This window comes from Micromonospora sp. DT63 (genome assembly GCF_049841615.1).
GTDB lineage: Bacteria > Actinomycetota > Actinomycetes > Mycobacteriales > Micromonosporaceae > Micromonospora.
Map to the genome: position 1 here is coordinate 586,388 of NZ_JBNCKQ010000001.1, position 13,694 is coordinate 600,081.

At 73.0% G+C, this 13,694-nt stretch carries 11 protein-coding genes and 1 pseudogene; 7 read left to right on the forward strand and 5 right to left on the reverse strand.

All coding sequences use genetic code 11. The features are described from left to right. The first annotated feature begins 101 nt into the window (after positions 1 to 101). The 5 genes and pseudogenes from ACLQ27_RS02835 to ACLQ27_RS02855 all read left to right on the forward strand — a co-directional run bounded on the left by ACLQ27_RS02835 (position 102) and on the right by ACLQ27_RS02855 (position 5,474). Complete coding sequence (locus ACLQ27_RS02835; protein WP_234587055.1) at positions 102 to 914, forward strand: AfsR/SARP family transcriptional regulator; 813 nt, start codon at positions 102 to 104, stop codon at positions 912 to 914. A gap of 93 nt (positions 915 to 1,007) precedes the next feature. Beyond that, entirely contained in the window at positions 1,008 to 1,355 is a 348-nt protein-coding gene (locus tag ACLQ27_RS02840; RefSeq protein WP_357496987.1) for a TcmI family type II polyketide cyclase, read from the forward strand. A 1-nt stretch (position 1,356) separates the two neighbouring features. Continuing rightward, positions 1,357 to 2,706 (forward strand): FAD-dependent oxidoreductase, encoded by a 1,350-nt coding sequence (locus ACLQ27_RS02845; protein WP_357496989.1) that lies wholly within the window; start codon positions 1,357 to 1,359, stop codon positions 2,704 to 2,706. A gap of 1,095 nt (positions 2,707 to 3,801) precedes the next feature. Further along, a pseudogene (locus ACLQ27_RS02850) lies at positions 3,802 to 4,065 on the forward strand (hypothetical protein); the annotation flags it as partial. Between the two features lie 203 nt (positions 4,066 to 4,268). Further along, entirely contained in the window at positions 4,269 to 5,474 is a 1,206-nt protein-coding gene (locus ACLQ27_RS02855) for a low temperature requirement protein A (RefSeq protein WP_425865492.1), read from the forward strand. Between the two features lie 40 nt (positions 5,475 to 5,514). Here ACLQ27_RS02855 and ACLQ27_RS02860 read toward each other — a convergent pair whose 3' ends face one another. Continuing rightward, the gene (locus ACLQ27_RS02860; RefSeq protein ID WP_357496993.1) at positions 5,515 to 6,342 is read right to left on the reverse strand and encodes a hypothetical protein; all 828 of its coding nucleotides are present in this window, start codon (positions 6,340 to 6,342) and stop codon (positions 5,515 to 5,517) included. Between the two features lie 252 nt (positions 6,343 to 6,594). On the opposite strand from ACLQ27_RS02860, the gene ACLQ27_RS02865 reads away from it, so the two are divergent. Both ACLQ27_RS02865 and ACLQ27_RS02870 read left to right on the forward strand, forming a co-directional pair. Then, positions 6,595 to 6,801 (forward strand): hypothetical protein, encoded by a 207-nt coding sequence (locus ACLQ27_RS02865; protein ID WP_007460667.1) that lies wholly within the window; start codon positions 6,595 to 6,597, stop codon positions 6,799 to 6,801. Between the two features lie 190 nt (positions 6,802 to 6,991). Continuing rightward, positions 6,992 to 7,951 (forward strand): TIGR03557 family F420-dependent LLM class oxidoreductase, encoded by a 960-nt coding sequence (locus tag ACLQ27_RS02870; protein WP_357496995.1) that lies wholly within the window; start codon positions 6,992 to 6,994, stop codon positions 7,949 to 7,951. Between the two features lie 154 nt (positions 7,952 to 8,105). Here ACLQ27_RS02870 and ACLQ27_RS02875 read toward each other — a convergent pair whose 3' ends face one another. The 4 genes from ACLQ27_RS02875 to ACLQ27_RS02890 form a co-directional block, all read right to left on the reverse strand. Next, positions 8,106 to 9,614, reverse strand: coding sequence for a hypothetical protein (locus ACLQ27_RS02875; RefSeq protein ID WP_357496997.1), 1,509 nt, complete (start codon positions 9,612 to 9,614; stop codon positions 8,106 to 8,108). Between the two features lie 168 nt (positions 9,615 to 9,782). After that, entirely contained in the window at positions 9,783 to 11,876 is a 2,094-nt protein-coding gene (locus ACLQ27_RS02880; protein ID WP_357496999.1) for an amino acid transporter, read from the reverse strand. Positions 11,877 to 11,976: 100 nt separating this feature from the next. Continuing rightward, positions 11,977 to 12,366 carry a hypothetical protein gene (locus ACLQ27_RS02885; protein ID WP_234587034.1) on the reverse strand — a complete coding sequence of 130 codons (390 nt, stop codon included), beginning with the start codon at positions 12,364 to 12,366 and terminating at the stop codon, positions 11,977 to 11,979. Positions 12,367 to 12,854: 488 nt separating this feature from the next. Next, positions 12,855 to 13,625 (reverse strand): DUF5995 family protein, encoded by a 771-nt coding sequence (locus ACLQ27_RS02890; RefSeq protein WP_234590474.1) that lies wholly within the window; start codon positions 13,623 to 13,625, stop codon positions 12,855 to 12,857. Positions 13,626 to 13,694 lie beyond the last annotated feature (69 nt).

Genomic DNA, 13,694 nt, shown 5'->3' on the forward strand with positions numbered 1-13,694 from the left:
GCCGTGGTCGCATTCCATCGACGGGGTCGACGGTGGCGAGGCGGCAGCCGATCCGGGACACAGCAGACAGTCGGGACGAGCGTTCCGCAGGGGGTGCCGCCGTGGCCGTTGAGCCGTCCGTGCCGACCGCCGCAGGTCCCGGCGAGGCCGACCTCGCACTGCATCTGCTCGGCGGCTTCCGGCTCCTGCACGCCACCGCGCACATCGTGGTGCCGCGCGGCCTGCAACGGGTGATCGCGCTGATCGGGCTGCGTCCCGGCGCCACCCGCAGCCAGCTGGCCGGGCTGCTCTGGCCCGACGTGTCGGAGGAGCGGGCGCTGTCGTCGCTGCGTACCGCGCTGTGGCGGCTGCGGCAGGACCCGTGCTGCCCGATGGTCGTGGCCGGCGACACGGTCCGACTGGCCCCGGCGGTACGGCTCGACGTCGACGACCTCGTCCAGACGGCCGCCCGCGTCCGCAACGGCGACGACCCGCGGACCACCGCCGGCGCGCTCGCCGCCGGCCGGCACGACCTGCTGCCCGGCTGGTACGACGACTGGGTCCTGCTGGACCGGGAACGGTTGCGACAACTGCGCCTGCACATGCTGGAGCAGGTGGCCGCGCAGCACCTCGCGGCGGGCCGGCACGGCGAGGCGCTGGAGGCCGCGTTGGAGGCGATGGCCGCCGAGCCGCTGCGCGAGACGCCCCACCGACTGGTGGTGCGTATCCATCTCGCCGAGGGCAACGCCTTCGAGGCGGTGCACGCCTTCTACGTATACCGCGACCTGTTGCGCCGGGAGCTGCGCCTGGAGCCCAGCCCGGCGATGAGCGCCCTGCTCGACGACACGCTCGCCCCGATCCGGGCGGCCACCCGCCCCGCGACCGTCGGCCCGGTGACCGCCGCCCGGCCGTCACCGGCCGGGCGGCCCACGTGACGGTGACGTGACACACCCTGCGGCACGGTGGGCACAACGAGCACGTGACCACCGGCCCACGGGTCGGAACCGGCCACCGGCGGAAGGGTTCCCATGAGTCGTCTACTGATCGTCAGCCGGATCATCCCGGGCGCGGAGGAGCGGGTCGCCCAGATCTTCGCCGAGTCCGACGCCACCGAACTACCGGGTCTGACCGGCGTCACGCACCGGTCCCTGTACTGCCTGCACGACGTGTTCGTGCACCTCATCGAAACCTCGGACGTCGACCCGGGCGCCCTCGCCGCAGCCCGCAACCACCCGCTCTTTGCGCAGGTGAACGAGCGGCTCGCGGCCCACACCTCGCCGTACCTGTCGACCTGGCGCTCCCCCCGCGACGCCATCGCCGACTGCTTCTACCGCTGGGACGCGGCCGACGTGGCAGCGCCCCACCCGGCCGGCTGACATGTCCGCCGCCGGACCGCACGTCCTGATCATCGGCGCCGGCACCGGAGGTCTGTGCCTCGCGCACGGGCTGCGCCGCGCCGGGATCAGCGTCGCCGTCTACGAACGCCACCGCAACAGCGCCGAAGGGCTGCTCGGTTACCGGGTGGGCATCGGCCCCACCGGCAGCCTGGCGCTGCGCGAGTGCCTGCCGCCGAAGCTGTTCGCCACGTTCCTGGCCACCTGCGCCCGACCGCCGAGCTACTTCAACGTCGTCACCCAGCGGCTGCGCCAGACCGCCTCGTTCGAGTTGCGGCCGGCCGTCGACCCGGTGCACACCGAACACTCGGTGGCCCGGATGGTGCTGCGGCAGGTGCTGCTGACCGACCTGGGCGACGTGGTGCGCTTCGACAAGACCTTCGTCCGGTACGAGCAGCACGACGACGGCACGGTCACCGCGCACTTCGCCGACGGGACCAGCGCCACCGGCGACCTGCTGGTGGCGGCGGACGGCACACACTCGGCGGTCCGCCGCCAGTACCTGCCACACGCGGTGACCCGCGACGCCGGCACCATCAACATCGCCACCCGCATTCCGCTGACGGCGCAGACCCGCGACCTCGTACCCGAACGGGTCCGCAAGGGCATCTCGCTGATCTTCGGCGCCGGCGGGACCATGGGTGTGCTGCACGTGATGGAGTTCAAGTGGGACGCCGACCGGGCGATCAAGCCGGGCGTCAGCGACGACGACGCCGCCCTGCTGCGGGCCTGGTCCGGCCTGTCGGCGCAGACCAGCGCCGACTACATCAACCTGATCATCTGGAGCACGGCCCGCCGCTTCCCGGCCGACGTGCTGCAACGCCGAGGTGCGGACCTGATCCGCGTCGCCCTGGACCTCACCCCCAACTGGCATCCGCACCTGCGGGAACTGTTGCGGATGAGCGATCCGGACAGCGCCCTGCCGATCAAGGTGAGCACGTCCGAGCCGACGCCGCCCTGGAAGAGCAGCACCGTCACGCTGCTCGGCGACGCCATCCACACCATGACGCCGGGGCGTGGGGTGGGCGCGAACACCGCGCTGCGCGACGCACGCCTGCTCTGCAAGCACCTCACCCGCGCCGCCGCCGGGGACAAGACGCTGGTGCAGGCGGTCGCGGACTACGAGGCCGCCATGGTGCCGTACGGCTTCGCGCGGGTCGCCGACTCGCTGCACCGCAGCGGCACCAGCGGCGACGACCGGATGTACCGGCCGGTGGTGGGCCGACTCGCGCTGCTCGGTGCGCGCGGCTACTTCGGAGTGACCAGCCGGGTGCCCCCGCTGCGGCGCCGCTTCGTCGACGACTTCCACACCTACGAGGGCGACCAGGACTGAACGCGGCACCACCGACCCGGGCACGGCGACCGCGCCGGCCCGGGTCGCTTCGTGTGCGGCGGTCCGGCCCTGCGTCGTCGCGCACATCGGTGGCGTGGCCGCTGCCTGTCACGTCCTGTCGGGGCTGCGACGCTGCGTCACCCGCCAGGCACCCCACGGGATGACCGTCCCGACGGCCGGTCCTCTCTGTCGTCGGCAAAGCGCGTGTGCAAAGCTGCGGCGAGTTTTTCTCGTGACTTATTCGACGAGCAGAGAGGGAGGTTCGCCGTGGAGTGGTCTATCGGACACTCGCTGATAGTGGTACTGGCGTTGTTGCTGGGCCTGGCCGCCGGATGGTTGCTGCGCGGCCGGCAGGACACGCGGGCCAGCGGGCGGGGTCAGTCGATCGTGGACGGTGACCCCGTCGCCGGCCTGGCCGTGATCGACGCTCCGGTGCCGCCGGCCGCCACCGACGAGTCCACCCCGGCGGCGGCCGTGGACGCTCCCCCGGCCGCGGTCAGCGAGGAGCCGGTCCCGGTGGACACGGTCAGCGCACCGGCCGCGGTGACCACGCGTGACGACTCCGCCCCGGACGCCGTCGACACAAGCGACATGGCCCTCACCGACGCGCCGCCGCCCGCCCCCGAGCGGACCGACGCGGTCGACGAGGTGCCCGCGTTCACGACGGACCCCGAGCCGGTAGCGGTCGACGAGCAGCCCGCCCCGGCGACCGTGATCGCCCCGCGCCAGCCGATGGACGACAGCACCGACACCCTGCCGTCCGAGGCGTCCCACGCCGAGGTGACCCCGGCGGAGGTCACGCGGGCGGAGACCGGCCCGGCCGAGATCACCGACGTCGAGACCAGCGACGTCGCGACCAGCCCGGCCGAGACCACCGACGTCGAGACCAGCCCGGCCGCGACCAGCCCGGCGGACACCACCGACGCCGGGACCGAGCCGGCGGAGGCCCCGCAGACCGAGACCACGTACGCCGAGGCCACCCCGGCCGAGGCGGCGCCGGCGGTCGCGGCGGTCGCGTCCTCGGCGGACGTCGAGGACGTCGAGCCGGTGCGGGCCGCCCCGCCGGTGCGGACGGCCGACACCACGGCGACGCAGGTCGACACCGAGCCGACGGGCCCGGCGGACGACTTCCGCCGGATCCAGGGGGTCGGGCCGAAGATGGCGGCCGCCCTGCAGGCGGCCGGCGTACGCACCTACCGCCAGCTCGGCGAGCTGGACGAGCCGGCGCTGCGCGACCTGATCCGGGCCGCCGGTCTGCGTGCGGCACCCGCACTGGCCACCTGGCCGCAGCAGGCGCGGGTGCTGGCCGGCGCCGGTGACCAGGCGACAGCGGTGTTGCCGGGCGGCAGCCAGGGCTGAGTGCCGACAGCGAACCCCCGGGACCGCCCGTCTTCTCGACGGTCGGGCCCGGGGGTTCCGTCGTTTCGGCGGAGCGGACGGGGGGCCCCTCCCCGGTCGGGGGACGGCTGGACGAATCCCCACTGGCGCGGCCGGCCGCCGGCTAGCGTCGGTCAAGGTGGGCCGGACGGCTCGCCGAGTCCACCGGCACCGCGGGAGCGATCGTGCAGTACTCCGCGCCGGAGCCCGGGCACCGCAAGACCCGACCGCCGGTGCGCGACCCGGACGCCCCCCGCCGGGTGACGCTGCTCGAACTCTTCTTCGACCTGGTGTTCGTGGTCGCGCTCGCCCTCATCTCGCGGGGCATGGTCAACCAGCTCGACTGGCATCGGGCCGGTCAGTCGTTGATCCTGCTGGCCGCCGTCTGGTGGACGTGGGCGATCACCACCCTCGTCACCGACCTGTACGACCCGGAACGCACCGAGATCAAGCTGCTGATCAGCGCCGTCATGTTCGGCGCCCTGCTGATGACCACCGCGATCCCGGAGGCGTTCGGCGCACGGGGAATCGTCTTCGCCGCCACGTACGTGACCATCCACCTCGGGCGCGGGCTGTTCCTGATGCCTGCCGTGCGCCGGGAACCGCAGACCCAGCGCAGGGCGGTGCGCATCTTCGTCTGGTTCGCGGTGTCGGCGATCCCCTGGATCATCGGGGCGTACGTCAGCGGCGACGCCCGGCTGGCGTGCTGGGCCATCGCGCTCGCCATCGACTACAGCGGCTTCCGGCTCGCGTACCCGGTGCCCGGGTTGGGAGCGGTGCCGGAGCCGCAGCGCAACGTCACGGCCGAGCACCTCTCCGAGCGGTACCAGCAGTTCTTCATCATCGCCCTCGGCGACTGCATCCTGACCATCGGCACCATGTTCAACCTGGCCCACTCCGAGGCGCAGAACATCGCGTCGTTCGCCGTGGCGTTCGCGACCACCCTGGTGCTCTGGCGGATCTACGTCCACAAGTCCGGCCAGCTGCTGCCGACGGCGATCAAGATGTCCGGAGCGCCGGGCCGGTTCCTGCTCACCGCGCCGTACACCCACCTGCTGATGATCGCCGGGGTGGTGGTCACGGCCTCCGGGTTCGACCTGGTGCTGCACGACGACCCCGGCCGTACGCCGCCGGCCTGGGCGGCGGTGATCCTCGGCGGCCCGGCGCTGTTCCTGGTCGGTCGGTCCTCATTCGAGTACGAAGTGTTCAGCCGGGTGTCGCCGTCGCGGGCCGGCGGTCTCCTGGCGTTGCTGACGATCGCACCGGGGGTGCTGTACCTGCCGCCGTTGTGCGCCTCCCTCGGCGCCCTGCTGGTGCTGGTCGGCGTCGCGTACGCCGACTACCGCCGCAGTCGCGGCAAACCGCCGGAGGCTCCCGCTCCGCCGCACTGAGCCCCCGCGCCGGGCACCACCCGGCCGACCCGGCGGTGGCTCACACCAGCGCTCCCGCGTACCCCCGGACCTGCAACCGTTGTCCGGCGGCGGTACCGAGGCGCACCTGAAGGCCCAGCGGTGCGGCGGCCCGGCGCACGTCGTCCAGGTGCAGCGAACCGTGCCGGTCCACGGTCAGTACCGGCGGCTCCTCCAGCTCGCACTCCGGCGCGTGGAAGGAGAGCAGGGTCACCGACGTGGTGAGGTAGCCGGGGTAGGCGGCACGGGCGGCCGCCTCGTCCGGGTGGGCCAGCACCAGCAGGTCGTCGAGGTGGGCGAAGTCGGCGGCGAGCGCGCCGGCCTTCCAGTGCGCCGGCTCCTCGACGGCCCCGGTGTGGTGCCGGGACCGGTTCGCCGACGTGATGTACAGGTGATCGGTGCCGGTCTCGGCGAGTGCCCGCTCGAAGAACGTGTTGGACGGGCAGGTCAGACCGGGAGCGATGACCTGGGTGGTACGCAGGCCGCGGTCGCGCTGGGTGACGTGCTCGGGCAGCCGGTCGGCGGCGGGGCCCCGGAAGCCGAACGGCCCGGCGCCGTAGAGGGCGTCCATCAGCGCCCGCACCCGGGCGATCGGCAACCGGGGCGAGACCCGGGACCAGTCGAACATTCCCGGGATCCGCCCGATGGCTGTGGTGATGCTGCCGACCTGGTGGACCGGGCGGCCCTTGGCCAGGTTGACCCGGCCGACGGTGGCCGCGTCGGGCCGGGTGACTATCGCGTAGAAGTTGGCGAACGCCACCGCGACGACCGCGCCGCCGGCGAGCGCGCGGGCCGCGACCGCGACGTCCTCGGGGCGGTCGATGTACAGGGACGGGGTCGGGGCGTTCATGGGTCCTCCTCGGCGGGGCCGTGACGCAGTTCTACGTCCGGTGGCCCGCCCGGGGGCCGGGTCGGTCGGCGATCCGATAGCCGACGGTCGGTACGCGATGCGGGCGGCCGATGCCGGTGCGGTACCGACGGCGGACGGCATCGGCCGGACGGAGGATCCGGCGGGGGTGTCGGACGCCCACCGTTAGCCGCGCGACCCGATTGGGTACAACGCCTGCACCTCAGATCCACCACATTCCTTCAGGAGGCAGCGATGCGCGGCACCTCGATACTCGGAGTCATCGTCGTGATCTGGCTGGTGATCGGCGCCATCGCCGGCGGTCAGCGGGGCTACTACAGCGGCGACGACACCAACTGCGCCGAGGCCGGCACGATCCTGGTCACCATCGTGGCCGGACCGCTGAACTACATCGGGGCCAACCCCAAGGTCGACTGCAAGCTGCCCGAGCCGTCCAAGTAGGACGCGTACGCGACCCACCGGCCCGCGCCCCTTCGAAAGGGGCGCGGGCCGTCCGCTGTCCGGAGTCCGGGGGCGCTGCCACACCGCGTAGGGCGTCCTAGGAGGCTGGTTTGGACGCGGGGCGGCGTTTGTCGGTCCCGCAGGCGGGAACCGACCCGCGTCAGCGGGCGGACGGAATCGGGAGCGTGCCATGCAGATCGGCTACAAGCTGGCCTCGGAGGGCTTCGGACCGCAGGAGATCATCCGCCAGGCCGTCCGGGCCGAGCAGGCCGGTTTCGACTTCGTCGAGATGAGCGACCACTTCCACCCCTGGCTGGACGCGCAGGGCCACTCGTCCTTCACCTGGAGCGTGCTCGGCGCGATCGCGGCGCGCACCACCACGCTGGGCCTGGCCACCGGCGTGACCTGCCCGACCGTGCGCTACCACCCGGCGATCATCGCGCAGGCGGCGGCGACCATGGCGCTGATCTCCGACGGACGTTTCACCCTCGGCGTCGGGGCCGGCGAACGGCTCAACGAACACGTCGTGGGCCAGGGCTTTCCCAGCGTGCGGGGCCGGCACGAACGGCTGCGCGAGGCGCTGGAGATCATCCGGTTGCTCTGGCAGGGCGGCTACCAGTCGTACGAGGGACGACACCTGCAACTGGAGGACGCCCGGGTCTTCGACCTGCCGGACACCCCGCCGGTGATCGCGGTCGCGGCGAGCGGCGAGGCATCGGCCCGGCTCGCCGCCGAACTCGGCGACGGGCTGTTCGCCACCGATCCGGACCCCTCGATCGTCGAGCACTACCGGCGTGCCGACGGGTCGGGCCCGCGCTACGCAGAGGTGCCCCTGGCCTGGGCCGCCGACGAGCACCAGGCGGTGCAGGCGGTGTTGCAGACCAGCCGGTGGATGGTCACCGGTTGGAAGGTGATGAGCGAGCTGCCGAATCCGGTCAACTTCGACGCGGCCAGCGCGCACGTGGAGGAGAAGCACATCCGCGAGCTCTTCGCCGTCGGCCCCGACCCCGAGCCGCACGTGGCGAAGGTCCGGTCGTACGTCGACGCCGGCTTCGACCACATCGTGCTGCAGAACGCCGGTGGCGACCCCGACGGCTTCCTCGACTTCTTCGCCGCCGACCTCTCCGGCCGGCTGCGCTCGCCGAGCTGAGCCCGCCAGCTCGGACGCTGGACCGACCGCGGTCGGGGCGCGGCGTGCGACCACGCCGGCAGCGGCGCACGGAAACGCCCGCCCGCCCGGACGGCTGTCCGGGCGGGCGGGCTCAGGATGGCTGCGCTCGGGACGAGGCGCGCGGGTCGACGCCTCAGCGGAAGCAGTGCGCGATCGGCACCGCGCTGCCCTCGCAGTTGGTCGGCTCGTTCTCGACGACCACGCTCTCATCGTCGATCTTGACCTGGGCGTGCTCGGCGAAGATGCCGCCGGGCTTCACCGTGGCCGCGTTGTGGGTGACCTTGCTCGTGTAGAGCGCCACCGAGCCGGCGGTGGCGTAGATGCCGCCGCCCTTGGACGTCGCGCCGACCGCCTCGTTGCCGGTCACGTCGCTGCCGCGCACGAGCAGGTTGGACTTCTCGGCGTAGATGCCGGCCCCGATGCCGTGCGTGGTGTTGCCGGCGACCACGCTGTCGTCCAGGGGCAGCAGGCCCTTGACTGTGGAGATGGCCCCGCCGTTGACGGTGGAGGTGTTGCCGCGGATGGTCATCTTGCGCATCACCAGCACCGCGTCGGAGTTGGCGGCGCCACCGCCGACCTGTGCGGTGTTGTTCAGCAGCTCGGTGTCGTACACCTTGGTGCGGGCCGAGAAGCTGGCCAGCCCGCCGCCCTGCGCGGCGCTGTTCTCGGCGAGCGTGGTGGTGTCCACGTCCGCCGCGCCCCGGTAGTTGCCGAGCCCGCCGCCGTAGCCGTTGGCGCTGTTGTGGCGGAACTCCGAGCGCTTCAGCGTCAGCACGCCGCCGTTGAGCAGGCCCCCGCCCTTGCCCGCGGCGCCGGAGGCGCTGTTGCCGATGAAGGTGGAGTCGCTGACCACCATGTTGCCGTCGTTGAAGATCCCGCCGCCGCCGCCCTCGGGCGAGAGCGAGGTGCTCTGGGTGACAGTCACCCGCTCCACCACTGCCGTCGCGCCGTGCACGACGTGCACGCTGCCGCCCTCGATGGCCGAACGGCCGTTGTGCAGCTCGACGTCGCGCAGGGTCAGCTCGCCACCGTCGCGGACGGTGAAGAAGCGGAACGGCGCGGCCTGGGCGTCACGGGCGATTGTCGCGCCGGCGCCGTCGATGGTGATGGCCTGGTAGATCACCGGCAGGCCGGACGTGTCGTCGGCCGGGTTGTGCGGCGGGGCGTCCGCGTCGCCGGGGGTTTCCGCCGCGTCGGCCTGCTCCCGGGCGTCACGGATCCCGCCGTCGTACTGGTCGGTCTCGTGGAACGCCTCGGTGAGGGTGTACCGGCACCGGGGCGCGAGCCGCAGTTCCCCGCCGCCCTCCGCGTTGGCCGCCACCAGCGCGGCCACCAGCTTCGCCGCGTCGCACGGCACAGCGACCACGCCCCGCTTGCCGGTGCCCGGGGTGTGCGGTCTGGCCCGCTCGGCGTCATCGCCGTCACGCTCCGGCCCGGACCGGTCGTCGTCCCGCCGGTCGTCGTCGCGGCTGGCCGCGCTGGTCAACCTGTCCAGGCCCGGGAGGGAGAGGTCGCGGTCGGCCGCGGCGGCGGCGCCGGCCGCTCCCACCACCAGACTCCCGGCCAGGAGCCCGCCGGCTAAGAACCATCGGGACCGCCGTCGGGGTCGTGCCGGGCGGTCTCCTCCTCGGTACGTGGACATCAGGTGCCTGCCTTCCTGGGTACGTGACGGTCCACGCCAATCGGGGCGTGGGGTGCTCGACGTGCCGTCGACCACCAAAGGTCACCATATGGCCGCAATACGGACAGGAAGGTGTGAACGTGAATAGTGCTGCCATTCATCTTTAACGACACCAGACGGTGCGTGCGGTCACCCGCCGACGTGGATGCCCGGCCGGCGCAGCGGGTCCGGCTCGGTACGGCGGATGATCTCCCGTACCACCGGCGGGGTGTCCCCCCGGCCGAGGATCAGGTAGCGCAGCAGGTGCGCGATCGGGCTGCCCTCGGACCACTCGAAGTGCGCGTGCGGGCGTACCCCGGTGGCGTCGCGCAGCGCCAGCAGGATCGCGGCGATCGCGTTCGGCGCGGCCGGACTGCTGGCCCGCAGCACCCGAAAGCCCGCCACCTCGACGCCGTGCACCCGCAGCACCTGGCTGAACCCCGACGGATCCACCACGTCGATCTCCAGGAACAGCACGTCCGCGGCCCCGGGCACCGGGTTCATGCCCCGCTGCGCCCGCTCCTTGATCGTGTACTCCTTCACCGAGCCGCTCTGGCGCTTGTTCGCGATGAGGTGCAGCTGCCCGTCATGAGCCAGCGACTCGGCGACGAACCGGCGGGCCGGCTCGTCGAACTCGATCCGCTCCGCGCGCAGCTCCGTCGTCCGGGTGACCCGGGAGATCAGCGACACCACGATGATGCCGAGGATGAACAGCGCCGAGATGGTGATCCCGTCCGGCTGCTCGACGACGTTCTCCAGCAGCGCGTACAGCAGCACCAGGGTCAGCACCGTGAAGCCGATGCCGGCGACGCGCTGGCGGTGCCGGACCGCGGAGATGGTCACCGCCACCGCGCCGGAGACCATCATCGCCAGGATGCCTGTGGCGTACGCCCCGGCCTGGGCGTTGACGTCGGCCCGGAACGCGATCGTGATGGCGACGCTGACGACGGTGTAGACGACCACCACCGGGCGTACCGCGCGCGCCCACTCCGGGGCCATGCCGTACGAGGGCAGGTAGCGCGGCACGATGTTGATCAGCCCGGCCATGGCCGACGCGCCGGCGAACCAGAGGATGAGCACGCTGCTCACGTCGTAGACGGTGCCGAACACCTCGCCGAGATAGGTGTGCGCCAGAAAGGCCAGCGCCCGACCGTTCGCGGGGCCGCCCGGGCGGAACTCGGCAGCGGGAATGAGCGCGGTGGTCACGAAGGTCGTCGAGATCAGGTACACCGACATGATCAGCGCGGCGGTGGTGAGCAGCCGGCGGGTGTTGCGGATCCGGGCGGCCAGCCGGGCCGGCCGGTCCGGGCCGTCGGCCGACACCAGCGGCATCATGCTGACACCGGTCTCGAAGCCGGACAGCCCCAGCACCAGCAGCGGGAACGCCAGCACTGCCGTGAGCAGGACGTGACCCGCCCCGCCGCCGGCGGTCAGCGCGGTCGTCCAGTCCGACACGATGGCGGGGTCCTCGACGATCCGGGTCACCGCGACCACCACGATCACCGCGTTGAGGACGAGGAAGACCGCCACCAGCGGGATGGCCACCACGACGGCCTCGCGGAAGCCGAGCAGGAACACGCCGCCGAGGACGAGCAGCAGCGCCACGGTGACCAGCACCGGCACCGCCGGGCCGTGCAGGGCGTCCGGCAGGTACGGGTTCTCCAGCAGGTGCACTGTGGCGTCGGCCGAGGACAGGGTGATCGTGATGATCCACGAGGTGGCCACGAACCCGAGCAGCACGAGCACGAAGATCTTGCCCCGCCAGAACGGCAGCAGCCGCTCCAGCATCGCCACCGAGCCCTGCCCGTGCGGGCTCTCCTGGGCCACCCGGCGATACATGGGCAACATGCCGAACAGGGTCAGCGCGACGATCAGCAGGGTCGCCAGCGGGGACAGCGCGCCGGCCGCCACCGCCGCGATGCCCGGCAGGTACGACAGGGTCGAGAAGTAGTCCACGCCGGTCAGGCACATCACCTGCCACCACGCGTGCCTGCGGTTCTGCCCCTCGGCCGTCTCCGGGCCCGGCGGCTGCACCTGGTGTTCGAAGAGCCACCGCCGCAGCGGGCTGGCCGGCGGCGCCGACCGGGCCGGGCTGTCGACCCGCTCGGGCACCACGACACCCTGACGGCCGCCGGAGTGCGGGCGGGCCGGGTCGCGGGCGGCGCGCAGCGCCGGGTCCGGTCCGGTAGGCGTATGGCGGCGTCCGCTCCAGCGTCGCGGTCTCGCCCGGTGCTCGTCAGCCATCGCCCGTCCCACCCTCGCAGGTCCTGCTCCGACGGTAGGTGGTGCGCGGCGGTCCGACCGGCGGAACCGGGTACGCGGATGGCCTACTCAGGGCAGGTCCTCATCCGGCGAGCAGCCGCGCCAGGGCCGGTGGGTCGGCGACGGTGACGGTGGCCGCCGGATGCCGGAGCCGGCCGCCGGGCGCCAGGGCCGGCACCGGTACGCCGAAGCGCAGGCAGACCCCGCCCGCCGTGCTGCTGCCGAAGCTCACGCCGCGGTCGACCATCGACAGGCGGGGGCCGATCACCCGCCACCAGCGGTACGGACCGCTCAGCTCGGCGCCGATCACGTTGTCCCGGCCGGTGCGCAGCCGCCACGGCCCGTACCGGATCACCAGGTCCTGGTCGGTGACGGTGACCCAGGCCGTCGCCGGCCGGACGCCCAGCAGCGCCAACGGTGGACGGAACGCCGGGTCGAAGCGGAACGGGAACCGGGCCGCAGCGGCGCTCATCGCGCCCCGGGCCGGGCGGCGGGTCGCGGCACCGGACCGCCCGGGCGTAGCGGGCCGGGCGGCGCGGGTCGGGGTCGGGCGGCGGGGCGGCGCCGGGCCAGGACGGTCATGGCGCGGGCGTACCCCGTACGAGCCAACCGACACCCCTGGGCCGTGTCCTGTCGACCACCGAACGCCCCGCGGCCGGTTTGATCCCCCGCCACCGGCCGGCGGCCGTCCCCCGCGTGGCCGCTGGGCCGGCCGGCGACCCGTCCCGTCGCCGCCGGCCGGCCCAGCGAGCCCGGCCCGCACCGGCTCCCCCGCCGCCGGCCGGCACCCCCCGGGCCGGCCGACGGCGGCAGACGGTCGACACCCCCCGGGCCGACCGGCTGACTCCCCGCCGTCGCCGGTGAGCACCGGCCGACTCGCGGGTGGTGGAGCTGGTGGGGCGGACGCGCCCCCGCGCTCCGCCGCCCCCACGGGCGGAGCGCGGGGACCCCCCGTCCCGGCTACTGCAGGAACGCCCCGAGGGGCGAGAGCAGCAACCGGCCGAGCGCCGCGGCGTTGTCGTCCAGCCGCGTGCGCTCACACTCGCGGGCCTCCGGATCGTGCCGGCACCGCCAGATCTTCTGCGCGTTGCGCCAGGCGACATCGCGGGTGTACTCGACCAGTTCCCCCTGGTACCAGTCGTCGATGTCGCCGTTGAGCATGTCGATGAGCAGCTGCCACCGCTCCAGATAGCCTCGCCGCAGGCCGGGGATCTTGTCCGCGAAGATGTTGTTGATCTCGAGGTAGTCGTGGTGCTGGTCGGTGCCGTCGACCGGCTCCGACTCCAGGTGGTCGAACGTCGTCACCAACGCGAACGGCAGGTCGAAGTTGATGTGCGCGTTCACACCGGCCGCCGCCGACGGCAACGGGCGGGCGTCCGGCCCGCGCATCCGCGAGAACAGACACGACCACGCCTTCGGCGTCCCGGGGCTGGAGTCGGTCCACAGCCGCAGGGCGTCGAAGTAGCGGGCCGCGAACTCGACGTCCAGCCGGGAGAGGAACACCGGGTCGACGAAACGGTCGTCGTACAGGCCGTCCAGAACGCTGCTGGTGATCGTCAGGTAGAGCTTGTTGAAGTCGGCGAGCGGGCAACTCGCCTCCAGCGGTGGCAGCCGCACCAGCATGTCCTGGAGCTTGGTGAGGTGATCGACCACCGCTGGCACGTCCGCCGGGTGGTCGGCCAACAGGTCGACGATGTCCCGGTGCACGGGCCCCCAGACGGGTTCGGTCATCTCTCCTCCATAGTGGTCGTGACGCCCCCGTGACGCCGTCGACGGGGCTCAGCCTCTCAGCCGAGGGCC

Excerpts from the sequence above, each read along its gene's own strand:
- ACLQ27_RS02840 (WP_357496987.1), top strand. The coding sequence starts at position 1,008 with ATGAGTCGTCTACTGATCGTCAGCCGGATCATCCCGGGCGCGGAGGAG.
- ACLQ27_RS02845 (WP_357496989.1), top strand. The coding sequence starts at position 1,357 with ATGTCCGCCGCCGGACCGCACGTCCTGATCATCGGCGCCGGCACCGGA.
- ACLQ27_RS02860 (WP_357496993.1), bottom strand. The coding sequence starts at position 6,342 with ATGAACGCCCCGACCCCGTCCCTGTACATCGACCGCCCCGAGGACGTC.
- ACLQ27_RS02865 (WP_007460667.1), top strand. The coding sequence starts at position 6,595 with ATGCGCGGCACCTCGATACTCGGAGTCATCGTCGTGATCTGGCTGGTG.
- ACLQ27_RS02870 (WP_357496995.1), top strand. The coding sequence starts at position 6,992 with ATGCAGATCGGCTACAAGCTGGCCTCGGAGGGCTTCGGACCGCAGGAG.
- ACLQ27_RS02875 (WP_357496997.1), bottom strand. The coding sequence starts at position 9,614 with ATGTCCACGTACCGAGGAGGAGACCGCCCGGCACGACCCCGACGGCGG.
- ACLQ27_RS02880 (WP_357496999.1), bottom strand. The coding sequence starts at position 11,876 with ATGGCTGACGAGCACCGGGCGAGACCGCGACGCTGGAGCGGACGCCGC.
- ACLQ27_RS02885 (WP_234587034.1), bottom strand. The coding sequence starts at position 12,366 with ATGAGCGCCGCTGCGGCCCGGTTCCCGTTCCGCTTCGACCCGGCGTTC.
- ACLQ27_RS02890 (WP_234590474.1), bottom strand. The coding sequence starts at position 13,625 with ATGACCGAACCCGTCTGGGGGCCCGTGCACCGGGACATCGTCGACCTG.